Source organism: Neorhizobium sp. T25_13 (assembly GCF_002968675.1).
GTDB classification, from domain to species: domain Bacteria; phylum Pseudomonadota; class Alphaproteobacteria; order Rhizobiales; family Rhizobiaceae; genus Neorhizobium; species Neorhizobium tomejilense.
In genome coordinates this window covers 1-21665 of the sequence record NZ_PVBI01000015.1, presented here as the reverse complement: position 1 = coordinate 21665, position 21665 = coordinate 1, and the positions used below count along the sequence as shown (strand labels likewise).

The following is a 21665-nucleotide window of genomic DNA, read 5'->3' as shown; positions in this document are numbered from 1 at the left end:
TCCCTATCGCCGATTAGTGTGCCGTCCCGTCGACGATCACGTGGTCGTGGTCCATCGAGCATTTCTCGATGCGGGCGTGGACCTTGTAGACGTCGCGCAGCATGTCGACGGTGACGACTTCGCGCGCGTTGCCGCAGGCGCGCATGCGGCCGTTGGCGATCACCAGGACCTTGTCGGCAAAACGCAGGGCCTGGTTGAGGTCATGGATGGCGATCATCACGATCATGCCTTTCGAGCGCGCCCGACGCCGCATGAAATCCAGCACCTCGACCTGGCGGTGAAGGTCGAGCGCGCTGGTCGGTTCGTCCATCAGCATGATTTCCGGTTCGCGCACGAGCGCCTGGGCGATCGACACCAGCTGGCGCTGGCCGCCGGAGAGCGCGCCGAGATCGCGAAACGCGATGGAGGTGATGTTGAGCGCCCTCATGATTTCGTCGATGAACGAAAGGTCGCTATCGCTGACGCTCCAGGACTGGCCCTGCTTGCGGGCGAGAAGAATGGATTCGTAGACGGTCAGCACCGCATTGGCCGAAGTGTCCTGCGGCATGTAGGTGATGGCGTTCCTGGTCCTGGCACCATCGATGACGATATTGCCCGGCCCCTTCAGAAGACCGGTGATGCGCTTGAACAGCGTCGACTTGCCGGCGGCGTTCGGGCCGATGACGGCGATCAGCTCTCCCGCCTTCATGACTGGCGTCGTCACGTCTTCCACGAACAGCTTGCGGCCGTGATAGGCGCCGACCGATTGCAGTTGCATCGCTACCATGACCGGCTCCGGTTCGAGAGGATGAGCGAGAAGAAGAACGGTACTCCGACCAGCGCCGTGATGATGCCGATCGGGAAGACGACGCCCGGGATGATCGACTTCGAGACGATCGACGTGACCGACAGAAGCAGCGCTCCCGACAGGATGGAGCCCGGCAGGAAGAACCGCTGGTCTTCCCCGAGGATCATGCGGGCGATATGTGGGCCGACCAGGCCGACGAAACCGACCGTGCCGACGAAGCTGACCGGGACTGCGGCGAGCAGCGAGATGATCAGCATGGTTTCGAGCCGGATGCGCCGGACATTGACGCCGAAGCTCGCGGCCTTGTCCTCGCCGAGCCGGATCGCGGTCAGCGCCCATGCGTGGCGCGCAAACAGCGGCAGCGCGATCAGCAGGACGGCAAGGGTGATGCCGATCTTCGGCCAGGTCGCCTTGGTGAGGCTGCCCATGGTCCAGAAGACGACGGCCGACAGCGCCTGCTCGGAAGCGAGATATTGCAGGAAGGCGAGCAGCGCGTTGAAGGTGAAGACCAGCGCGATACCGAGCAGGACGACCGTCTGCACCGAAACGCCGCGCATCTGCGAGATGAAATGGATGAACAGCGTGGCGATCAGCGCCATGATGAAGGCGTTGACCGGCACCAGCAGGGTGGCCGCAACCGGCAGGATGGAGACGCTGGTGACGATCGCCAGCGCCGCCCCGAAACTGGCAGCCGCCGAGATGCCGAGCGTGAACGGGCTTGCGAGCGGATTGGCCAGGATCGTCTGCATCTGCGCACCGGCGACCGACAGCGCGGCCCCGACCACGATAGCCATCACGGCGACCGGCATGCGGATATCCCAGACGACCGCCCTTATCTGGGCCGAGACGGACGAGGGGTTTATCAGCGCCGCGACGACTTCGCCGAGGCTGTAGCGGGCCGGCCCCCAGGCGAGATCGACGGCAAATGACAGGCAGAGAGCGGCCGTCATGGCGGCGAGGATCAGAAGCTTCCGGCGGGCGAGGGCGCGGTAGCGCTCCCGCCCCGCTTCAGCTTCGATCGGCAATGGCAATGCGGCGATCTCGGCCATATCGGTTTACTTCGCTGCCTTGGCATCCAGCCAGTAACCCGGCTGATAAGGGACCGGCAGGAATTTTTCGTGGAATTCCTTGAAGGTCGCGTCCGGATCGAGATCGGCGAACAGATCGGGATGGAACCATTTTGCCATCTGCTGGACGGCGGCGAACTGGTAGGGGCTCGTATAGAACTGGTGCCAGATGGCATGCACATTGCCGCCCGCGACCGCCTTGGAACCAGTAAAGGCGGCGTTCTGCATCAGGGCGTCCAGCGCCTTGCCGCTGTTCTCGGCGGTTGCGGCGGCCGTCGGGCCGACATTCACGAAGTCCCTGGCGTTCTTGGTCTGGCTCCAGTTGGAACCGGTGACGACGATGACATCCGGATTGGAGGCGACGACCTGCTCGGCATTGATCGAGCCCGTATAACCGGGCAGGAAGTCCGAACCGAGGTTATGGCCGCCGGCCCAATCCACCATCAAACCGAAATTGTCCGGACCGAACGTGCCGCAGCACTCAACCAGGCCGGCCGCACGATACATGAAGACATTGGGTTTCTTCGGGTTGGCGGTCTTGAGCTTGTCCGTCACCCGCGCCATCTGCTGCTTCCAATAGCCGGCGACGGCTTCGGCGCGGTCCTCGTGGCCGAAAAGTTTGCCGAGCACCTTGAGGCTCGGTTCGGTATTGGCAAGAATCTGCTCGCGGAAGTCGATATAGACGATCTTCACGCCGATCTTGTTCAGCATCTCCTCGAGCTTAACCTCGTCGGCAGCCTTCTTGTTGCCGATCGGCAGCAGCATGACATCCGGGTTCAGCTTGATGACGGTCTCGGTCTGAAGCGTGCCGTCGGTCAGATTGCCGAGGAAAGGCAGTTCCTTGCCCTTCGGGAATTTCGCGAGATAGGTGTCGTAACCGTCCTTGTCGGTGGTCAACAGGTCGTTGCGCCAGCCGACGATCTTGGCGAAGGGATCTTCCTTTTCGATCGGAGCAACCGAATAAAGCATCCGGCCTTCCCCGAGAATGACGCGCTCAACCGGCTTGTCGAACTTCACTTCGCGGCCGGCCACGTCCTTGACGGTGAAGGACTGCGCCAGCACGGAAAAGGGCAGAAGGCTCGCCAGCACAACCGTTGATGTTGCAAGCATTTTCGCGAAATTCATCTGGAAACTCCCCCGATGTCTGATAATGTCCGCATGCATATGAAATATGACTTTTGGAATCAAGTTCTATGTTTTAGAGCTTTTCCAAAGTAGTCTGACTGTCGGGGCGCCTATAATGAATTCGATGAACTCCAACTATTCCATCCGTGATGAAATCCGCGACTTCTGGTCGGAAAGAGCGGCGACGTTTGACGAGAGCGTCGGCCATGAAATCTTCTCGGAGGAAGAACGCAAGGGCTGGCAGCGGCTGATACGCAAGCATCTGGGCGATGGCACCGGCCGCGCTGCTCTGGATCTCGCCTGCGGCACTGCCGTCATTTCGCATCTGATGAACGACGTGGGTTTCAAGGTCACCGGTCTCGACTGGTCGGATGCGATGCTGGGCCAGGCGCGCGCGAAGGCCGCGAAGCGTGGCACCGATATCCGTTTCGTGTCCGGTGATGCTGAAAACACCATGGAGCCGAAGAACAGCTACGACGTCATCACCAACCGGCATCTGGTGTGGACGCTGGTCGATCCGCCGACCGCCTTTGCGGAATGGTTCTCCGTCCTGAAGCCGGGCGGCAAGCTGCTGATCCTCGACGGCAACATGGGCAAGGAGACCTGGGTCAAGGGCCTGCAGAAGTTCTGGTCGAGGATCACCGGCAAGCCTGCGCCAAGCCACATGAGCCCTGCCATGGCGGCGCGTCACCAGAACATCCGCTCGCGCGTCTATTTCTCCGACGCGATGCCGGCCGAAGCGGTGGTCGATCTGCTGACCAAGGCGGGTTTCGTCAACATCGTCGTCGACCGTAAGCTGTCCGACATCCATTGGGCCCAGGCCCGAAAGATGCCCTTCCTGCGCGGTCTCGAACGTATGGTGCAGGAACGCTTCGCGATCTGCGCGACGAAGCCGGAATAATCTCCCGATATGAGGTGGCCCCTGGCGGCCACCTTTCGACCCACGGCAAATGTGCACAGCATTTATGGCCGCCTGACATGATTGTGACCGGGCTGTGACCGTGGGGCATTAACCTTTGACCGCTTCCCCCGAAACCCGGGGGAAGCGCAAAGTAACGCGGATCACGATCTGGCCTCATCCGGGCCTTGCGAGTGCCTCGTTTCGGGATCTGCGCCCGATGCATTAACCTTGTGATAACCGATCGATTTTTGAATGGGCTATCTTCTGCGCGCGGTCATCGCCGCCGCGGCTCCCTCGCCATTTCCGACCATGGAGACAAGATTGTCCATCAAGCTTTTCGCCCTTTCCGCGCTCGCTCTTTCCACAATCGCAGCACCCGTCCTTGCCCAGCCCACCCCGAGCATGGTGAGAAAATTCGATGCCTGGGGTCTCTATTCCTACAAGGGCGACGGCGGTACGACCTGTTACGTGCTGACCACGCCGACCCAGATGCAGCCCGCCAATGTCGATCACGGCGACAACTTTTTCCTGGTGGCGCCGAAACCTTCCGGATCGGGCTTCTATCCGCAGGCGATCATGGGTTACGACCTCAAGGGCGGATCGCAGATGACGGTCACCGTCGACGGCCGGACCTTCGCCCTGGAGCCGAAGGGCAATTCCGGGTGGACGAAGCAGGAGAGCATCGATGCCGCACTCATCGCGGCGATGAAATCGGGAAGCAGCATGACGCTCGAGGCGGTCTCCCAGCGCGGCACGCAGACCAGCTACACCTTCTCGCTTTCCGGCGTGAGCGCGGCATTGACCCAGGCAGGGCGTTGCAGCTGAGGGTTTCGCTCGCTTTGTCATGACGGATGTGGTATCTGTCATGACAAAGACCGGAGCGACTGCCATGAACCTGCAGATACGGGATCCCCGTGCCCGCGAACTCGCGGAACGGCTTGCAAAAAAACGTAACGTCAGCATGACCGAGGCGGTAATCGAGGCGCTTGAGGAGAAGCTGTCAAAAGAGGAACAGGCGGAAGCGCCCCTGCAGGAACGTGTGATGAAAATCGTCGATCGCCTTCACGCCATCAAGGGTGGCGAGGGACGGGACATGACCAAAGAAGAAATCGACGAAATGTGGGGCCATTAGTGTTCGTCGATACTTCCGTCATCGTCGCAATCTTTTCCAAGGAGGAGGATGCCCCACAGTGGATAAGCAAGATCGAAGCGGCGGAAAACCTCTGCACCAGCGCCTTGGTCGTACTTGAGACCACCATGAGGCTGTCGACGAAGCTCGATGAGGATCCCATCATCATCGAGCAGGGTCTATCTGATTTCTTCAAAGAGACGAAAATCCAGATCGTCCCGATCGAGGAAGCCGATGGCGAGCTGGCGATCCGGGCTTTCCGGGATTACGGCAAGGGCAGGGGACACCCGGCGCAGCTTAACCTGGCCGATTGCCTCTCTTACGCCTGCGCCAAAAACCGCGGCCTCTCTCTACTCTACAAGGGCGACGACTTTGCCCGTACGGACCTCGCCTGAAGTCCTTCGCACTACGTCGAAAATAGCCCTCTGCGCCCATGGCTTTTTCGTGGCAATGCCCTAGTTGACGATTGTCAAAAAGGCTGTCTCAGGTGATCGTTGTCATGTAAGACGGCATAGCCGATCGCCGCCGAAAGCCCGATGATGAATCATTCGACTGCCGAGACAGCCTTTCTTTCCCATAGCGGCGAAATGGCCCGTCTTATCGCGGCTTTCGATTGGGCGGGCACCTCGCTTGGGCCGATCGCCACTTGGCCGCAGAGCCTCAAGACCACGATTTCCCTCATGCTCCGTTCGCCGGTCCCGATCGTCACGCTGTGGAACGAGGACGGGGTGATGATCTATAACGACGCCTATTCCGATTTTGCCGGACGGCGCCATCCCGGCATCCTCGGCTCCAAGGTGCGCGAGGGCTGGCCTGAAGTCGCCGACTTCAACGACAACGTCATGAAGGTCTGTTTCGCCGGCGGCACGCTTGCCTATTCCGACCAGGAGATGGTGCTCGACCGCTCCGGCGTGCCGGCCTCCGCCTTCATGAACCTCTATTATTCCCCGGTCTACGACGAGGCCGGAAAGCCATTCGGCGTGGTGGCGATCGTCGTCGAGAACACTGCCAAGGTGCGGGCGGAGCGACGGCTGCAGGGCGAGGGCGAGCGTCTGAGACTGATGTTCGACCAGGCGCCGGGCTTCATGGCCATGGTGAGCGGCCCGGACCATGTTTTCGAAATGGCGAACGGCGCCTATATGCGCCTTGTCGGCGGCCGCGAACTGCTCGGGCGGCCTATCCGCGAAGCCCTGCCCGAAGTGGCGGAGCAGGGTTTTTCCGATCTGCTCGATGAGGTTCGCAGAAGCGGCCGTCCCCATCTCGGCCAAGGGGTGAGCGTAATGTTGGCGCGCCGTCCCGGACAGCCGCCGGAAGAGCGTTTTGTGGATTTCGTTTATCAGCCGATCGTCGACGACGCCGGCCAGCCGACTGGCATCTTCATCCAGGGCAGCGACGTCACCGATCTGAAGAAGGCGGAGATCGCGCTTCTCAAGGAGACCCGGCATCTCGAGGTGCTGAACCGGCTCGGGGCCGAACTTTCCGCCGAACTCGACCTCGAAAAGGTGGTGCAGATGACCACCGACGCCGGCGTCGAGCTAACCGGCGCCCAGCTCGGAGCTTTCTTCTACAACGTCGTCAACGACCGCGGCGAGAGCTACATGCTCTATGCGCTGTCCGGCGTTCCCCGGTCGGCTTTCGAGAATTTTCCGATGCCGCGCAACACGGCCGTTTTCGCGCCGACATTCAGCGGCGAGGGCGTTATCCGCTCCGACGATATCATGGCGGACCCACGCTACGGCCGGAATGATCCGTATTTCGGCATGCCGAAGGGGCATCTGCCGGTGCGCAGCTATCTTACGGTTCCGGTGATCTCCCGCTCCGGCGAAGTGCTCGGCGGCCTTTTCTTCGGCCATGCCGAGCCGGCTCAGTTCCGCGAGGAGCATGAGCGGCTGGTGGTGGGGGCTGCCGGCCAGGTGGCGATCGCCATCGATAATGCGCGGCTCTTCCGTGCGGCGGAGCGCGACCTGACAGAACGCCAGCGCGCCGAAGAGGCGCTGCAGGTGCTGAACGCCGGCCTCGAACAGAAGATCGCCTCCGAAATCTCCGAGCGCATGAAGATGGAAGAGGCGCTGCGCCAGAGCCAGAAGATGGAAGCGCTCGGCCAGCTGACAGGTGGCGTCGCGCACGACTTCAACAACCTGCTGCAGGTGATTTCCGGCAATCTTCAGCTTCTCGCCAAGGACGTTGCCGGCAACGAGCGCGCCGGGCGCCGGGTGGAGAATGCGCTTGCCGGGGTGCAGCGTGGTTCCAAGCTCGCAAGTCAGTTGCTCGCCTTCGGCCGTCGCCAGCCGTTGGAGCCGAAGGTCGTTAATATCGGCCGGTTCCTGACCGGCATGGAAGAGCTGCTGCGCCGAACGCTCGGCGAGGATATCGAGGTCGAGACGGTCCGCTCCGGCGGCCTCTGGAATGTACTGGTCGACCCGACCCAGATCGAGAATGCGCTCCTCAACCTCGCGATCAACGCCCGCGACGCGATGGAAGGCGGCGGCAAGCTGACGATCGAGGCGGGCAACGCTTTTCTTGACGACAATTATGTGCGCCAGCATGCGGACGTGCCGGCCGGCCAATATGTCATGCTGGCGGTGACCGACACAGGCACCGGCATGACGCCGGAGGTGATGGAACAGGTGTTCGAGCCGTTCTTCTCGACGAAGCCCATCGGCAAGGGCACCGGCCTCGGCCTCTCGATGGTCTACGGTTTCGTCAAGCAATCCGGCGGCCATATCAAGATCTACAGCGAGCTTGGACAGGGCACGACCGTCAAGATCTACTTCCCGCGCATCCAGCGTAGCGAGGATCTCGTCACTGATGCCGATTTCGGTCCGGTGACAGGCGGCACCGAGACCATTCTGGTGGCGGAGGATGACGAGCAGGTGCGCGCCACCGTCGTCGAGCTGCTCGGCGATCTCGGTTACGCGGTGCTGAAGGCGAAGGACGCTGCGGGTGCGCTGAGTATCATCGAAAGCGGCGTGCCGGTCGATCTTCTGTTCACCGATGTTGTGATGCCCGGGCCGCTGAAGAGCACCGAGCTTGCCAGGCACGCGCGCGAGCGGATGCCGGATATCGCCGTGCTGTTCACCTCGGGTTATACGGAAAACTCGATCGTGCACGGCGGCAGGCTCGATCCCGGCGTCGAACTGCTCTCGAAACCCTATACCCGCGAAGCCCTGGCGCGAAAGATCCGCCATGTGCTGAACGGCCAGCAGCATCGCAACCGGGTGAGGGCGTCGTTCGCAGCCAAGCCGCCCGCCCCGCCGATCGGACAGCGGCCGGTTCTGCCGCGCTATTCCGTGCTGCTGGTCGAGGACGATTTCCTGATCCGCATGAGCACCGCCGATCTGCTGGCCGAACTGGGGCACCAGGTTTCCGAAGCCTCGACAGCGGAGGAGGCGATTACCATGATCGAGGCGCGTAGCTTTGACGTTGTGGTTACCGATCTCGGCCTGCCTGGTCTTTCCGGCGGTGAGTTTGCACAACAGGCGCGCAAGCTATCTCCCGATGTCGGTATCGTATTCGCGACCGGCAACGACCGCATTCCGGACGAAGCGGCAGTAGAAGGCGCGGTGCTTCTGAAGAAGCCCTACGGCAGCCAGGAGATCGCAATAGCCTTCGAGAAGATTGCAGTGCAGAAGGGCTGAGAACCAGTCGTCTCGCCCTTACCACCACTCGTAAAAATGCGATACCGGCCCGTGGCCGGTGCCGACGGTGAGGGTATCGGCGGCGGCGATCGCGCCGGCGAGATAGGTCTTGGCGACGGCGACCGCCTGCGCGGGCGATGCGCCCTTTGCAAGCTCGGCGGCGATTGCGCTGGACAGCGTGCAGCCGGTGCCGTGGGTGTTTCTGGTCGCGGTGCGCTTGCCCTCGAACCAGTGGACGCCGATAACGTCCGCCAATACGTCCGGGCTGTCTTCGCCTTCCAGATGACCGCCCTTCACCAGGACTGCCTTAGGCCCGATCTTCAGCAGTCGCTCGGCTTGAGCTGCCATCCCTTCGCGGGTCGTGGCGATCGTTTCGCCGAGCAGCGCTGCGGCTTCGGGGAGGTTGGGGGTGACGACGGTGGCGAGCGGCATCAGCTTGTAGGTGACGGCATCCACCGCGTCGAGCGCCAGCAGCGGCGAGCCGCCCTTGGCGATCATCACCGGATCGAGCACGATCGGCACGGTATCGCGATAGGGCCGCAGCACGTCGGCGACCGCCTCGGCGATCTCGGCATTGGCGATCATGCCAATCTTCACCGCGTCGACGCGCACGTCGAGAAAAATGGTGCGGATCTGGTTTGCGACGAAGGCGGCGGGCACCGCATGCATCCCGGTGACCCCTCGGGTATTCTGGGCGGTCAGCGCGGTCAGCGCCGCCATGCCATAGGTGCCGCGCGCCGCGAAGGTTTTCAGGTCCGCCTGGATGCCGGCGCCGCCGGAAGGGTCCGAGCCGGCGATCGACAGGACATTCTTGATGCTCATGCGCGCGCCCTTTCGATTTCCGCGGCAATTCTGCGGGCTGCGGCTTCAGGATCGGGCTGGCCGCAGATAGCGGAGACGACCGCGATGCCCTTGGCGCCGGCGGCGAGTGCAGGTCCGGCATGTTCCGCCTTGACGCCGCCGATCGCGACGGCCGGAACCGGCGCCATGGCGGCGATGCGCGCAAGCCCGTCGAAACCGATCGGCTGTTTATGGTCGGGTTTGGTGCCGGTCGCAAAGACGGGACCGATGCCGACATAGTCGACGATGGAAGGATCCACCCGCCGCGCCAGGTCCTCGGTCTCCACCGAGAGGCCAAGGATCATGCCATGGCCGGCGCGCTGCCGCGCCATCACTGCCACCATGTCGCTCTGGCCGACATGCAAGCCTTCGGCGCCGATCGCGATCGCCGCCTCCACGTCGTCGTTGATGATCAGGGGAACCCCGGTACCGGCCAGTACCGCCTTCAGCGCCCGGCCGGTTTCGATCATTTTTGCCGTGTCCGCCTGCTTGTCGCGGAGCTGGACGATGGTGACGCCGCCGGCGACCGCCAGCCTTGTCGTCTCGATCATGCCGATCTCGCGGCAGAGATCGGGATCAAGGACGAGGTAGACGGAAAGGTCGAAGGTCTTTTTCATGCTGCGGCGATCCTTGCCTTTGCATCGAGCGTCTCGCCGGTCAGCGCCGCGAGGCGGTCGAGGAAGATCGGCGAGAAGAAGCCGGGACCCGAGGCGGTGAAGGCCGCTTCCTCGCCCGCGACCGCGAACATCGCGAGCGCGGCGACCGTCGCCTCGAAGGGATCGTCCGCGGTGGCGGCAAAGGCGCCGACCAGGCAGGTGAGCGAGCAGCCGAGCGCTGTGACCCGCGGCATCAGGGCAGAACCGCCGAGGATGCGGACCGAACGCCGGCCGTCGGTGACGAAATCCACCTCGCCGGTAACAGCCACCACGCAGGCCTGCTGCCGGGCGATGGCGATGGCGGAGCTTTCGGCCGCCGCGACGCTGTCGCCGCTGTCGACGCCATGGCCGCTCGACTGGCTGCCGGCCAGAGCGATGATTTCCGACGCGTTGCCGCGGATGATCGTCGGCCTCAGTTCCATGAGTTCGGCGAGCGCCACGCGGCGATAGGCGGTGGCATAATGGGCGACGGGATCGAGCACCCATGGCTTGCCAGCTTCCGTGGCGGAGGCGGCCGCGGCCTTCATGCCGGCCAGGAAATCCGGCGACAGGGTGCCGATATTGATCGTCAGGGCCGAAGCGATGCGGGCGAATTCGCCGGCCTCTTCCTTCGTATGCACCATGGCGGGCGAGGCGCCGGCGGCAAGCATCACGTTGGCTGCGATGTTCATCGCTACAAAATTGGTGATGTTCTGGACAAGCGGATTTTTCGCGCGCATCGCCGTCAACAGCTGGCCGGGGGTTTCCGCAAGGAGCGTTGTCGTCTGCATGTCTGCCTCGTTCGGCGGGGCAGGCGCGGGGCGCAATGTTGAACGCCCGGACGACTCCCTCCGCCAGCATGATCTGGTTCAGGTTCTAAGGGTGCTTCTCAGCCCGGCTCTGCCGGACGCCCCTGTCTTCACCATGGCTTACAGCAAAGAGAATGCGCTTCGCCAGTGATTTTTTCTGATTTTGGGCCTTGCAGCTCTAGTCGCTAGAGGTTGTAGAGACGGGGCTCGGTCCAAACGGGAAAGAGATGATGAGCGCCACGACACAGGCACGATACAAGGTTGGCGGCATGGATTGCGCCAGCTGCGCGACGAAGATCGACACCGCGGTTCGCCGCATGCCGGGCGTCGCGGACGTGTCCGTTTCGGTTGCATCCGGCACGATGACTGTGAAACATGATGGGACGGGCGATCTTGGAGCGATCGAGAAGAAGGTCGTCGGGCTGGGGTATACGCTGAGGGCGCTGGGGCAGAGAGCGCCGGCCAACGTCGGAGCGAGCGGCCCCCTCATCCCGCCTCCGCTTCACTCGGCGGACCTCTCCCCGAGGGGAGAGGAGGACGGAGACGGTGCGGCAAGTCTTCTTCTCCCTAGCGGGGAGAAGGTGGCCGCGGAGCGGTCGGATGAGGGGGGCGGCGGGCACAGCCACGAACATGGGCAGAGTTGTGGCCACGACCCCCACCATCATGATGACGACCACGCTGCCTCAGACATCGAAGACCTGCACGGCCACGATCACGGGCCGATGGACGGGCCGTGGTGGAAATCGACAAAGGGGCGCTTGACCATCCTGGTCGGGTTCGTGTTGACGGCGGCTTACGGGCTCGGCCACCTCGTCCCTGCCTATGGCCTCTATATCTTCACCGCCGCGATGTTGGTCGGCCTCGTGCCGATCGCCCGTCGCGCGATCATGGCAGCACTTGCCGGCACGCCGTTTTCGATCGAGATGCTGATGACGATCGCCGCCGTCGGCGCTGTCATCATCGACGCGTCGGAAGAGGCGGCCGCAGTGGTTTTCCTTTTCCTCGTCGGGGAACTGCTGGAGGGGGTCGCGGCCGGCAAGGCGCGCCAGAGCATCCAGAGCCTGACGGCGCTCGCGCCGAAGAACGCGCTGCTCGAAGAAAACGGCCAGACCCGCGAAGTGCCGGCCGAGAGCCTTGCGGTTGGCGCGACCATCCTCGTGCGTCCCGGCGACCGCATTTCGGCGGACGGCGTCATCATCGCCGGCGAAAGCGCGATCGACGAAGCGCCGGTGACAGGCGAAAGCACGCCGGTTGCCAAGGGTATCGACGACACGGTGTTTGCCGGCACGATCAACGGTGATGCCGCCTTGCGGGTTCGCGTGACGGCAGCTGCCGAGGACAATACGATTGCCCGCGTGGTGCGGTTGGTCGAGGAGGCGCAGGAAAGCAAGGCCCCGACCGAACGCTTCATCGACCGGTTTTCCCGCTATTACACGCCGGGTGTCGTCGCCGTTGCGGCGCTGGTCGCCATCCTGCCGCCGCTCGCTGCCGGCGCGTCCTGGAGCGAGTGGGTCTACAAGGGCCTGGCGATCCTCTTGATCGGCTGCCCCTGCGCTCTGGTCATCTCGACGCCGGCGGCAATCGCCGCATCGCTGTCGTCAGGTGCCCGCCGCGGCCTCTTGATGAAGGGCGGCGCGGTGCTCGAAACGCTCGGCAAGATCACCGCCGTCGCGCTCGACAAGACCGGCACGCTGACGGCCGGCAGACCCCAGGTGACCGATGTCATCGCCTTCGGCCGCAATGCGGAAGACGTGTTGCGCTTTGCCGCTGCGCTCGAAACCGGCTCCAGCCATCCGCTCGCCGTCGCGATCCTTGCCAAGGCTGCCGATGACGAGGTCGAGATTCCGACCGCGACGGATGCCCGGGCGCTCGGCGGCAAGGGTGTCACGGCCGTGGTCGAAGGTGAGGAAGTTTTCCTCGGTTCGCCCAAGGCCGCAGCCGAGCGGGTTTCGCTGCCGATGGCGCACGGCCGGCGGATCACCGGCCTCAACGACGAAGGCAAGACCGTCTCGGTGCTGATCGTCGGCGGGGTCCTCGCCGGTGCCATCGCCATGCGCGACGAGCCGCGTCCCGACGCCAGGGCCGGCCTGACGGCGCTGACCGATGCCGGCATCCGGACCGTGATGCTGACCGGCGACAATGCCCGCACCGCGGCCGCAATCGGCAAGGACCTCGGCATCGAGGTGCGTGCCGAGCTGATGCCGGAAGACAAGAGCCGCATCGTCGGCGAGCTGAAAAGCCAGGGTTTCGTGGTCGGCAAGGTCGGCGACGGCATCAACGACGCGCTCGCGCTTGCCGCCGCCGATGTCGGCATCGCGATGGGCGGCGGCACCGACGTGGCGCTCGAAACCGCCGACGCCGCAACGTTGCACGGTCGGGTCGGCGACATCGCCGCCATGATCGAACTGTCGAAGCGGACGATGCGCAATATCTACCAGAACATTACCATCGCACTCGGCCTGAAGGCCGTCTTCCTGGTCACGACCATTTTGGGCATCACCGGCCTGTGGCCGGCGATCCTCGCGGACACCGGCGCGACGGTGCTGGTGACGATCAATGCGTTGCGGCTGCTGCGGGTGAGGAACTAGCGCCAGCCCACGGAAAGTTGCGCAAGACACTGTCGTGTTACAAGATAGGACAGCGTAAAAGGATTGGCTGACATGCGCACCAACAGATCCATCACCCTGACACTCGGTAAACAGCAGGAAGTTCTCGATGCCATGGTGGAATCGGGGGACTATGACTCCGCCAGCGAGGCGGTGCGCGCTGCTCTGCGCGCACTTGAACGGGAACGGGACGCCTTGGACGAAATCATGCGCCTGAAGGTTCAGGAAGCTATGGACGATCCGCGCCCCAGTATTCCCGCAGCCAAAGTATTCGCGGAACTTCGCGAATTCCATGCCAGCCAGGCGAAAGCCGACAAGCGTGGTTCATAATGTCGAGTTTCGACCGGCAGCCGTCACTGACCTCCGGCGGATTTACCTGAGAATTGCCCAAGAGGCCGGGCACGAGCGCTGGAAACTATATCGATCGAATTGAAGCGGCCTGCATGAGCCTCGCGGCATTTCCCCAGCGCGGCGCGGTCCGGAACCATATCCATCCGGGCCTGCGCGTCATAGGGTTTGAGCGTAGTGCCGCCATAGTGTTCGTCGTCGAGCAGGACAGGGTTAATATCCTGCGTATTTTACCGCGGGGCATGGATTTTCCCTCGGACTGGTCCACGGATGATTGCCGCTCCTTTTCAAAGCGTCCGCGCCAAAACCGCGAAAGCCTCGTATGGCTTCAGCGTCAGGTTTTCATCCAGCCGGTCGACCGGTTCATAGTTCGAGATCAGGCACTCGCCGGGCATCCTCAATTCGCCCGGCAGCTCGACGGGAACCTCGCGGGCCCTGAAATTGGCGACCACCACCAAGCGCTCCCCGTCGAGCGTTCGCGAGTAGACGAAGACGTCCGGATGGCTGTCGAGCCAGCTCTGATAAATCCCATAGACGATCACCGGGTGACGTTTCCTGAGTGCGATCAGCTTGCGATAGTGGTTCCAGATCGACTTTTCGTCGGTCATTTCGCGTTCGGCATTGATCGTCGGATAATTGGGATTGACCTCGATCCACGGCACGCCGGTCGAGAAGCCGCCATAGGGCGCGGCGCTCCATTGCATTGGGGTGCGGGCGTTGTCGCGGGCGTTTTCGTTGGCGCCCTTGATGAATTCCTCGGGCGACAAGCCGGCTTCGATATGCAGCCGGTGCATGTTGAGCGTTTCGATGTCGCGATACTGCTCGATCGTCGTGAACGGCACATTGGTCATGCCGATCTCCTCGCCCTGGTAGATGAAGGGCGTGCCCTTCATCAGGTGCAGCACGGTCGCCAGCATCTTGGCCGATTCTGCCGGATAACCGGTCGCATCGCCATATTTGGAGACGGCGCGCGGCAGGTCGTGATTGCCCCAGAAGAGCGAATTCCAGCCGTCGTCCGACAGCGCGTATTGCCACTTGCCGAGCACCGATTTCAGTTTCACCAGGTCGAACGGTTTCGAGCGCCATTTGCCGAACATCTCATCCCATTGCTGGGTCACATGCTCGAACTGGAAGACCATCGACAGTTCGTGGCGGTTGCGGCCGGAATAGAGGAGAGCCGAACCGGGTGTCGCGCTCCAGGTCTCGCCGACGGTCAGGATATCGCGATTACCGAATGTTCTGCGGTTCATTTCCTGCAGGTAGTCGTGCAGGTGCGGACCGTCGTGGACGATTTCCCGGTCCACCTGTTTGCCGATATAATCGATGACGTCCATGCGGAAACCGGCAATGCCGCGCTCCAGCCACCAGTTCATCATCTTGTAGATCTCGGCCCGGACCGCCGGGTTTTCCCAGTTGAGATCCGGCTGGCGGGTGGAGAACAGATGCAGGTAATATTCGCCGCTCAGGGGATCGAGCGTCCAGGCCGGCCCGCCGAAGGAGGATTTGAGACTGTTCGGCGGCCCGCCGTCCGGCGCCGGTTTGCGCCAGATGTAGAAATCGCGGAACGGGTTGCCCGGCCCCTTGCGGCTCTCGAGAAACCACGGATGTTCGTCCGACGTGTGGTTGACGACGAGATCGAGGACGATGCCCATGCCCCGGTTCCGCGCCTCCGATACCAGCCTGTCGAAATCGGCAAGCGTGCCGAATTCCGGGGCGATGTCCTGGTAGTCGGAAATGTCATAGCCGTTGTCGTCCATCGGCGACTTGTAGATCGGCGATAGCCAGATCACGTCGATACCGAGAGATTTCAGATAGTCGAGCTTGGAGGTGATGCCGGGGATATCCCCGACGCCGTCGCCGTTGAGATCGCAGAAACTGCGCGGATAGACCTGGTAGACGGTGGCGGTGTGCCACCATTTGCGTTCTATCGGCAATTCAGCCTGCTTGATCGCTGCGGCAAGCTGATCCTGAAAGTCGTTCATCGAAGCCCTCCCTGCCTCTTTAACCTGTTCGAACGCGAGAGTGCGGCCAGGGTTCCTCACCCCGGCGGCAACAACTCGTCGGATGGAACATCGTGACTCGCTGCGGGTTAGACCAGTGGGAAACCGCAAGAAAAGGAGACCCTTCATGAGCAGCAAACTTCCCCCGACGCCCTCGGAAAACTTGAGCCACAAGGGCTCCGGCGAACAGACCCATGCGTCCGACATCAAGCGCGGCAAACCGCAGGCGGCGAACGATCCCGGCAAGCAGGGCCAGCAAGGCAATACCAAGGTCAACACGACCCACCAGGGTTATCAGCAGGACCGATAGGGAGTTCATGATGTCGACATCGCAGAAGACACCCGCAAGCATCCGCCAGGGCGGGCCGGGCGCGTCCCATGAAAACGCCCCGGATGCGAAAAAGGGTGTGTCGCTCGACGTGAAGAAGCCACCGGCCGACGACGACCTGCGCTCCAAGAGCCGGGTCTCGGGCGGCGGCGGCGAACGCGACAGCCACCACACCCACGATGCGAAGAAGAAGGGCGGACAGGTCAACACGGCACACTGATCCGCCGCGTCGGACCGGATGAAGAAACGCCCTCCTGGAGCGCCGGGAGGGCGCTTCTAGTTTGATAGGCCGGCGGTTGCGACCGAGACATACTGGCGCCGTGGCGGGTTTAACCTCCCGTTAACCATGGGTGGCTAAAAATGCAGGTGCGCGAATGACTGCGCGCCTAACCTCTGTGGGATCAACATGTACGTTGTATCGGTGCTCGACAATGGCGACCAACGGACCTTCGTGTCCGAAAGCCTGAAAATATTAGACCGGATCGTCTACGCCACCATCTGTGGTTCTCCAAAGCAGTTCCTGCTTTCGGAGGTCGTCGATATCGTCCCGGTCGACGCAAAACCTACCAAAGCTCCAACGACACGCAACGTCGCCTCGCTGATCCAATAGTCCCCTCAGACTGGACTGGACCGAGAGCGAAAACCCTTTCATCGCCGTGAGCGGCCCGCAAGCGCGTCCTTGACCATGAACCATGGACGGATCCGCCGATGGCCTGTTCGCGCGCGCCTGCTCACGTTGGCTGCAACCGATCACACACGGGGTCGCAGCCACGGAGGGCTCGCCGGCCAATGTCGGCGAGCTTCAATTCGCCACGCCCCATAAGCGGCCGCATCGTTACTCTGCCGCATCGGCCTGCTCGGCCGCCATCGTTTCCTCTTTGGCCTCCTTCTTGCGGCCCGCGAGCACGTCGCCGGCCGTCTCGGACAGGCGGAAGAATGAGAAGCACGAGGATGCGGAAATGATTGCGATGATGAGGAAGGACATCGCGAAGGCGAAGTTGCTCAGCGTCTCGGAGCCGCCGGAAAAATAGTGCAGGAGCATGGCCGACATCGCGACACCGGTACTCTGGGCGATGCGCTGCGCCATCTGCGACAGCGACGTCGCGTGGCTCATCTCCGAGTCTTCGGTTTCCGCGAATGTCAGCGTGTTCAGCGATGTGAACTGCAAGGCCCGGAAGAAGCCGCCGAGCAGAATGATGGCCACCATGACCATCGGCGCCGTGCCGGGGGTGAAAGTGGCGAGCAGCGCCATCGATGCACTGGCGATTAATGCGTTCCAGAAGAGCACGCTGCGGAAGCCGAAACGACGCAGGATGCGCCTCGTCATGGTTCGCATGCCGAAGGCGCCGATCGTCGAGACGAAGGTGATGGCGCCCGATTGCAGCGGCGTATAGCGGAAAACCTCCTGCATCAGCAGCGGCAGCATGAAAGGCAGGGCGCCCATGCTGATCCGGAACAGCGAGCCGCCGGTGACGCTCGATCGGAACGTGGGATATCGAAAGAGTTTGAGGTCGAGGATGGCATTTTGCGTTTTGCGCGCATGGCGGATGTAGAGGCCGAGCAGGGCGACGCCGCCCACAACCAGGACCAATGCGCTGGAATTCATGCCGCGGGCGAAGGAATCGAACCCGAAGATGACAGCGCCGATGCCGGCACCGGTGAGGATGAAGCCGAGGAAATCGAAAGAAGTGCGCTCCGTCGGCGGGATTTTTTCGATCAGCGTGATCGTCAGGATGATCGCCACGATGCCGACCGGCAGGTTGATCCAGAAGATCCAGTGCCAAGAGCTGACGCCGGTGATGAAGCCACCGAGCAGCGGGCCGATCGCCGGGCCGACCACGGCCGGCATGCTCATCAACACCATGGCCGACACCAGTTCCTCGCGCGGCACCGAGCGCACCAGGATCAGCCGCGCCGTCGGCAGCATCAGCGCGCCGCCGAAACCCTGCAGCGCGCGCGCTGCGATCAGCATGGTGAGGGTGGTCGAAGCGGCGCAGAGCAGCGAGGCGAGGGTGAACAGCGCGATTGCCAGGCAGAACACCCGCCGGGCGCCGAAACGGTCGGCGAGCCAGCCGCTCAAGGGCAGGAAGACACCCAGCGAGAGTACGTAGACGGTGATCGTCGAATGCAGCGCCAGCGGCGGCTCGCCGAGTGCGTCGGCAATCGTCGGCAGGGCCGTGGCGATTGCCGTCGAATCGATCTGCTGCATGATGAGCGCCGATGCGACGATCAACGGCACGGTCTTGCGGGTGTCCAATTCGGTCGCTTTCGGTTCAAGTCGTTGTTCGGTAAGCCCGGTTCCTGGCAGGCCAGCAAACCACGCGGCCACCGATGGTGTTTCCGCTTGCTTCAGTCGTCGTCATGTGTTCTTCTATATGGAATGTCGGTCCAAAAATAGAATATTCCCTCGGATATCGGGCTGTCAACGGCGCTTTTGCAGTTGCCGCGTTGATGATGCACGCTTACCGATTGCGCGGGAGCGGCAACCGAAATGAAGACGGTGGGGACATGAAGATCACGGGTGTGCAGAACGAGGACCAGCAAAAGGGCCGCCTCTCTTCGGTTTCGATGGCGATCCGCATCCTCAAGGCTTTTGAAGGCGACGATGCAGAGATCGGCATCACCGAGCTCGCCCGCCGTCTCGGCATTGCCAAGAGCACCGTCCACCGTCTGGTGGTGACGCTGATGGCCGAAGACTTCCTCGAGCAGAATCGCGAGACCGGTCGCTACCGGCTGGGGCTCGAACTTTTCAGGCTTGGTTCGCTGGTGCGCAACCGCATGGACCTTTCCACCGAAGCGCGCACGCTGCTGATGGATCTCAGGCAGGAGACGGACGAGACGGTGCTGCTCGGCGTGCCGGCCGGGCCGGAGATCATGTATGTCCGCGTCCAGCCTTCCCGGCAGGCGGTACGCATCAGCGCGGAAATCGGCATGCGCGCGCCCTATCATTCGACGGCTGCCGGCCGCGCAATTCTCGCCTTCCAGCCGGAAAATCGCATCGCTGCCCTTGTCGGGGCTACCCTGCCGCTAAGGACCCCAAAAACCGTCACCGATCCCGACAAGCTGCAGAAACTGCTCGGCAATGTCCGCCGCCTCGGTTTCGCGGTGGAAGACGAGGAGAACGAACTCGGCATGCGCGCCATCGCCGCACCCATCCACGACGCCCAGTCGGACGTGGTCGGCGCGGTCGTCATCGCCGGCCCCGTCCAGCGCCTGTCGCTGAAGAATCTCAACGCTTTTGCCGAACCGCTGCTCGTCGCGGCACGGGCGATCTCTGCCCGCCTCGGGCATCGCGGCGCGCTCGCAGGCGGCGACGCCTGACGGACAGCAGCGGTGACGATTTAATGTTCCAGAAGGGTTGCCTCGGGTCGGACCTGCTCTAGGTCACTGATTGAACCGTTCGGTTCGATCACATCGGCGCACGTCGTTTCGGCGCGTCACCGACCTTTTCTCTCCGGGGAGGTCTCTTATGGAAACCCACTGTCTTAAGCGCCCCACGCGGCGCCAATTCCTTTCTTCCGTCGCTTTTACCGTTCTCGCCAGCAGCGCCGCACCGGTGATGGCGCGCAGCATTTCCGGCAGCCTGCCTTGGGAGGCGCGTTCCGCCGATCCGCCGGTACAGGTCAAGCCCGGCGGCTGGCTGTTCTTCACGCTCGAAGAGGCGCAGACGATGGAGGCGGTCGCCGACCGGCTGGTGCCGGCGGACGATCTGTCGCTCGGCGGCAAGGATGCCGGCTGCGTGCTTTATCTCGACCGGCAGCTGGTGGGATCCTACGGCACGTCGAGCCGGCTCTACACCAAGGGCCCGTTCATGCCCGGCCTGCCGACGCAAGGGTACCAGGCGCCTGACACGCCGGCCCAGCGCTACCGATCCGGGATTGCCGTGCTGAACGCGTTCACCCGCGAAACCAAGGGCGGCAAGCGCTTTGCCGAGCTTGCCCCTGATGAGCAGGACGCCGTGCTGAAGGATCTCGAAGCCGGCAAGATTACCCTGCCGAACAAGGTGGATGCCAAGTCCTTCTTCAACCTGATGCTCGCCAACGTGATGGAAGGCTTCTTCGCCGACCCGATCTATGGCGGCAACAAGGACATGGCCTCGTGGAAGATGCTGGGCTTTCCCGGCGCGCGATACGATTACCGCGACCACGTTTCCAAACACAACCAACCCTATCCCCTGCCTCCGGTTTCGATCGCAGGCTCGACGGAATGGATGACCAGGTAGGGACTGAAAAATATGACCACTATTCTACCCCGCAAGGACGCCGTGATTGTCGGCCTTGGCTGGACAGGCGCGATCCTCGCCCATGAACTGACCGAGGACGGGCTCGACGTCGTGGCGATCGAACGCGGTCCGTGGCGCGATACAGCCACCGATTTCAACATCGGTTATGCCCAGGACGAACTTCGCTACGGCATCCGCCGTGACCTCTTCCTGCAGCCGGCGGTCGAAGCGATGACGATGCGCAACAACACCTCGCAGACGGCGCTGCCGATGCGCGATTACGGCTCCTTCCTGCCTGGCAACGGGGTGGGCGGCGCCGGCGTTCACTGGAACGGCCATACCTGGCGGTTCTGGGACAGCGACTTCCAGATCGCCGACCACCTGAGGGATCGCTACGGCGCAACCCGGATCCAGGACCTGCAATTGCAGAACTGGGGCGTGACCGGCGCGGAAATGGAAAAATCCTTCGACCGCTTCGAATATCTCGCCGGCATTTCGGGCAAGGCGGGCAACATCAACGGCCATATCCAGGAGGGCGGCAATCCGTTCGAGGACCCGCGCTCGCGCGACTATCCGCTGCCGCCGCTGCAGATGACCTATGCGCCGACGCTGTTTGCCGAAGTGACCAGGTCGCTGAACCTGCATCCGTTTCCGACGCCGGCGGCCAACCTTTCCAAGGACTATATCAACCCGCTCGGCATCGCCATGGGCCAATGCACGATGTGCGGTTTCTGCGAACGCTTCGGCTGCGCCAACTATTCGAAATCCTCGGCCCAGACGACCATCCTCCCGGCACTGATGAAAAAGAAGAATTTCGAGGTCCGCACCGACTCGGAGGTTCTGCATGTGGATCTGGATATCTCGAAGAAACACGCCCGCGGCGTCACCTATGTGAATACCTCGGGCGAGGAATTCTTCCAGCCGGCCGATATCGTGCTTCTTTGCGCCTACGGTCTCCATAATGTCCGGCTGATGATGCTCTCCGGTATCGGCGGGATCTACGATCCGAATACCGGCGAGGGGACTGTCGGGCGGAACTATTGCTACCAGACCAATGCCGGCGCGCAGGTGTTCTTCGACGACAAGAACTTCAATCCGTTCGTCGCCGCCGGCGCGCTCGGCCAGACGGTGGACGACTTTAACGGTGATGCCTTCGACCACGGGCCGCTCGATTTCGTCGGCGGAGCGGGCATCAACTGCATTCCCTCGAACGGGCGGCCGATCCAAACC

The 21665-nt window shown here is 62.7% G+C and carries 21 protein-coding genes, 1 pseudogene and 1 riboswitch; of the genes and pseudogenes, 14 read left to right on the top strand and 8 right to left on the bottom strand.

Annotation, left to right across the window (positions count from 1 at the left end; genetic code table 11):
- Positions 1-13: 13 nt before the first annotated feature.
- Genes C5J22_RS26095 through C5J22_RS26085 form a run of 3 tightly spaced genes read right to left on the bottom strand, consistent with a single transcriptional unit; the run spans position 14 to position 2979 of the window.
- Positions 14-766 (bottom strand): ABC transporter ATP-binding protein, encoded by a 753-nt coding sequence (locus tag C5J22_RS26095; RefSeq protein WP_046665963.1) that lies wholly within the window; start codon positions 764-766, stop codon positions 14-16.
- Positions 760-1836: an iron ABC transporter permease gene (locus C5J22_RS26090; RefSeq protein ID WP_105440605.1), complete on the bottom strand. Its 1077-nt coding sequence runs from the start codon at positions 1834-1836 to the stop codon at positions 760-762. The genes C5J22_RS26095 and C5J22_RS26090 overlap by 7 nt, the downstream gene beginning before the upstream one ends.
- A gap of 6 nt (positions 1837-1842) precedes the next feature.
- Positions 1843-2979 carry an ABC transporter substrate-binding protein gene (locus tag C5J22_RS26085; protein WP_105440604.1) on the bottom strand — a complete coding sequence of 379 codons (1137 nt, stop codon included), beginning with the start codon at positions 2977-2979 and terminating at the stop codon, positions 1843-1845.
- A gap of 115 nt (positions 2980-3094) precedes the next feature.
- Here C5J22_RS26085 and C5J22_RS26080 point away from each other — a divergent pair, with 115 nt between their 5' ends.
- The 5 genes from C5J22_RS26080 to C5J22_RS26060 all read left to right on the top strand — a co-directional run bounded on the left by C5J22_RS26080 (position 3095) and on the right by C5J22_RS26060 (position 8647).
- A complete protein-coding gene (locus C5J22_RS26080) occupies positions 3095-3880 on the top strand; it encodes a methyltransferase domain-containing protein (RefSeq protein WP_105440603.1) in 786 nt (261 codons plus the stop codon).
- 309 nt (positions 3881-4189) lie between these two features.
- Positions 4190-4705 carry an invasion associated locus B family protein gene (locus C5J22_RS26075; RefSeq protein WP_172746788.1) on the top strand — a complete coding sequence of 172 codons (516 nt, stop codon included), beginning with the start codon at positions 4190-4192 and terminating at the stop codon, positions 4703-4705.
- 64 nt (positions 4706-4769) lie between these two features.
- The gene (locus tag C5J22_RS26070; protein WP_105425371.1) at positions 4770-5012 is read left to right on the top strand and encodes a type II toxin-antitoxin system VapB family antitoxin; all 243 of its coding nucleotides are present in this window, start codon (positions 4770-4772) and stop codon (positions 5010-5012) included.
- Positions 5012-5404 (top strand): type II toxin-antitoxin system VapC family toxin, encoded by a 393-nt coding sequence (locus C5J22_RS26065; protein ID WP_105440602.1) that lies wholly within the window; start codon positions 5012-5014, stop codon positions 5402-5404. The genes C5J22_RS26070 and C5J22_RS26065 overlap by 1 nt, the downstream gene beginning before the upstream one ends.
- 141 nt (positions 5405-5545) lie before the next feature.
- Positions 5546-8647 carry a response regulator gene (locus tag C5J22_RS26060; RefSeq protein ID WP_256386170.1) on the top strand — a complete coding sequence of 1034 codons (3102 nt, stop codon included), beginning with the start codon at positions 5546-5548 and terminating at the stop codon, positions 8645-8647.
- Positions 8648-8665: 18 nt separating this feature from the next.
- Here C5J22_RS26060 and thiD read toward each other — a convergent pair whose 3' ends face one another.
- Genes thiD through thiM form a run of 3 tightly spaced genes read right to left on the bottom strand, consistent with a single transcriptional unit; the run spans position 8666 to position 10913 of the window.
- A complete protein-coding gene (gene thiD, locus C5J22_RS26055; protein WP_105440601.1) occupies positions 8666-9469 on the bottom strand; it encodes a bifunctional hydroxymethylpyrimidine kinase/phosphomethylpyrimidine kinase in 804 nt (267 codons plus the stop codon).
- Positions 9466-10104, bottom strand: coding sequence for a thiamine phosphate synthase (gene thiE, locus C5J22_RS26050; protein ID WP_105440600.1), 639 nt, complete (start codon positions 10102-10104; stop codon positions 9466-9468). The genes thiD and thiE overlap by 4 nt, the downstream gene beginning before the upstream one ends.
- The gene (gene thiM, locus C5J22_RS26045) at positions 10101-10913 is read right to left on the bottom strand and encodes a hydroxyethylthiazole kinase (RefSeq protein ID WP_105440599.1); all 813 of its coding nucleotides are present in this window, start codon (positions 10911-10913) and stop codon (positions 10101-10103) included. The genes thiE and thiM overlap by 4 nt, the downstream gene beginning before the upstream one ends.
- Positions 10914-10951: 38 nt before the next feature.
- A riboswitch (TPP riboswitch) is annotated at positions 10952-11047 on the bottom strand.
- Between the two features lie 114 nt (positions 11048-11161).
- Here thiM and C5J22_RS26040 point away from each other — a divergent pair.
- The 3 genes and pseudogenes from C5J22_RS26040 to C5J22_RS31780 all read left to right on the top strand — a co-directional run.
- Positions 11162-13519 (top strand): heavy metal translocating P-type ATPase, encoded by a 2358-nt coding sequence (locus C5J22_RS26040; protein WP_105440598.1) that lies wholly within the window; start codon positions 11162-11164, stop codon positions 13517-13519.
- A gap of 72 nt (positions 13520-13591) precedes the next feature.
- A complete protein-coding gene (locus C5J22_RS26035) occupies positions 13592-13867 on the top strand; it encodes a type II toxin-antitoxin system ParD family antitoxin (RefSeq protein WP_105440597.1) in 276 nt (91 codons plus the stop codon).
- Between the two features lie 113 nt (positions 13868-13980).
- Positions 13981-14076: pseudogene (locus tag C5J22_RS31780) on the top strand (type II toxin-antitoxin system RelE/ParE family toxin); the annotation flags it as partial.
- 96 nt (positions 14077-14172) lie between these two features.
- Here C5J22_RS31780 and C5J22_RS26025 read toward each other — a convergent pair.
- The gene (locus C5J22_RS26025; RefSeq protein ID WP_105440596.1) at positions 14173-15867 is read right to left on the bottom strand and encodes an alpha-glucosidase; all 1695 of its coding nucleotides are present in this window, start codon (positions 15865-15867) and stop codon (positions 14173-14175) included.
- Positions 15868-16012: 145 nt separating this feature from the next.
- Here C5J22_RS26025 and C5J22_RS26020 point away from each other — a divergent pair, with 145 nt between their 5' ends.
- The 3 genes from C5J22_RS26020 (at position 16013) to C5J22_RS26010 (ending at position 16823) form a co-directional block, all read left to right on the top strand.
- Positions 16013-16195: a hypothetical protein gene (locus C5J22_RS26020; protein WP_046665973.1), complete on the top strand. Its 183-nt coding sequence runs from the start codon at positions 16013-16015 to the stop codon at positions 16193-16195.
- 10 nt (positions 16196-16205) lie between these two features.
- A complete protein-coding gene (locus C5J22_RS26015; RefSeq protein WP_105440693.1) occupies positions 16206-16433 on the top strand; it encodes a hypothetical protein in 228 nt (75 codons plus the stop codon).
- 186 nt (positions 16434-16619) lie between these two features.
- Positions 16620-16823: a hypothetical protein gene (locus C5J22_RS26010; RefSeq protein ID WP_046635934.1), complete on the top strand. Its 204-nt coding sequence runs from the start codon at positions 16620-16622 to the stop codon at positions 16821-16823.
- 225 nt (positions 16824-17048) lie between these two features.
- Here the strand turns inward: C5J22_RS26010 and C5J22_RS26005 are convergent, their stop codons facing one another.
- Complete coding sequence (locus C5J22_RS26005) at positions 17049-18470, bottom strand: DHA2 family efflux MFS transporter permease subunit (RefSeq protein ID WP_172746784.1); 1422 nt, start codon at positions 18468-18470, stop codon at positions 17049-17051.
- Positions 18471-18721: 251 nt separating this feature from the next.
- Between C5J22_RS26005 and C5J22_RS26000 the strand changes: the two genes are divergently transcribed.
- From C5J22_RS26000 to C5J22_RS25990, 3 genes are all read left to right on the top strand, one after another.
- Complete coding sequence (locus C5J22_RS26000; protein WP_245440546.1) at positions 18722-19534, top strand: IclR family transcriptional regulator; 813 nt, start codon at positions 18722-18724, stop codon at positions 19532-19534.
- A gap of 148 nt (positions 19535-19682) precedes the next feature.
- Positions 19683-20435 (top strand): gluconate 2-dehydrogenase subunit 3 family protein, encoded by a 753-nt coding sequence (locus tag C5J22_RS25995; RefSeq protein ID WP_105440594.1) that lies wholly within the window; start codon positions 19683-19685, stop codon positions 20433-20435.
- Positions 20436-20447: 12 nt separating this feature from the next.
- On the top strand, positions 20448-21665 hold a 1218-nt coding region (locus C5J22_RS25990), incomplete at its 3' end, for a GMC family oxidoreductase N-terminal domain-containing protein (protein WP_105440593.1).

Excerpts from the sequence above, each read along its gene's own strand:
- C5J22_RS26015 (WP_105440693.1), top strand. The coding sequence starts at position 16,206 with ATGTCGACATCGCAGAAGACACCCGCAAGCATCCGCCAGGGCGGGCCG.
- thiE (WP_105440600.1), bottom strand. The coding sequence starts at position 10,104 with ATGAAAAAGACCTTCGACCTTTCCGTCTACCTCGTCCTTGATCCCGAT.
- C5J22_RS26080 (WP_105440603.1), top strand. The coding sequence starts at position 3,095 with ATGAATTCGATGAACTCCAACTATTCCATCCGTGATGAAATCCGCGAC.
- thiM (WP_105440599.1), bottom strand. The coding sequence starts at position 10,913 with ATGCAGACGACAACGCTCCTTGCGGAAACCCCCGGCCAGCTGTTGACG.
- C5J22_RS26090 (WP_105440605.1), bottom strand. The coding sequence starts at position 1,836 with ATGGCCGAGATCGCCGCATTGCCATTGCCGATCGAAGCTGAAGCGGGG.
- C5J22_RS26070 (WP_105425371.1), top strand. The coding sequence starts at position 4,770 with ATGAACCTGCAGATACGGGATCCCCGTGCCCGCGAACTCGCGGAACGG.
- C5J22_RS26075 (WP_172746788.1), top strand. The coding sequence starts at position 4,190 with ATGGAGACAAGATTGTCCATCAAGCTTTTCGCCCTTTCCGCGCTCGCT.
- C5J22_RS26095 (WP_046665963.1), bottom strand. The coding sequence starts at position 766 with ATGGTAGCGATGCAACTGCAATCGGTCGGCGCCTATCACGGCCGCAAG.
- C5J22_RS26020 (WP_046665973.1), top strand. The coding sequence starts at position 16,013 with ATGAGCAGCAAACTTCCCCCGACGCCCTCGGAAAACTTGAGCCACAAG.
- C5J22_RS26035 (WP_105440597.1), top strand. The coding sequence starts at position 13,592 with ATGCGCACCAACAGATCCATCACCCTGACACTCGGTAAACAGCAGGAA.
- C5J22_RS25995 (WP_105440594.1), top strand. The coding sequence starts at position 19,683 with ATGGAAACCCACTGTCTTAAGCGCCCCACGCGGCGCCAATTCCTTTCT.
- C5J22_RS26010 (WP_046635934.1), top strand. The coding sequence starts at position 16,620 with ATGTACGTTGTATCGGTGCTCGACAATGGCGACCAACGGACCTTCGTG.
- C5J22_RS26040 (WP_105440598.1), top strand. The coding sequence starts at position 11,162 with ATGAGCGCCACGACACAGGCACGATACAAGGTTGGCGGCATGGATTGC.
- C5J22_RS26060 (WP_256386170.1), top strand. The coding sequence starts at position 5,546 with ATGATGAATCATTCGACTGCCGAGACAGCCTTTCTTTCCCATAGCGGC.
- C5J22_RS26000 (WP_245440546.1), top strand. The coding sequence starts at position 18,722 with ATGAAGATCACGGGTGTGCAGAACGAGGACCAGCAAAAGGGCCGCCTC.
- C5J22_RS26025 (WP_105440596.1), bottom strand. The coding sequence starts at position 15,867 with ATGAACGACTTTCAGGATCAGCTTGCCGCAGCGATCAAGCAGGCTGAA.
- thiD (WP_105440601.1), bottom strand. The coding sequence starts at position 9,469 with ATGAGCATCAAGAATGTCCTGTCGATCGCCGGCTCGGACCCTTCCGGC.
- C5J22_RS26085 (WP_105440604.1), bottom strand. The coding sequence starts at position 2,979 with ATGAATTTCGCGAAAATGCTTGCAACATCAACGGTTGTGCTGGCGAGC.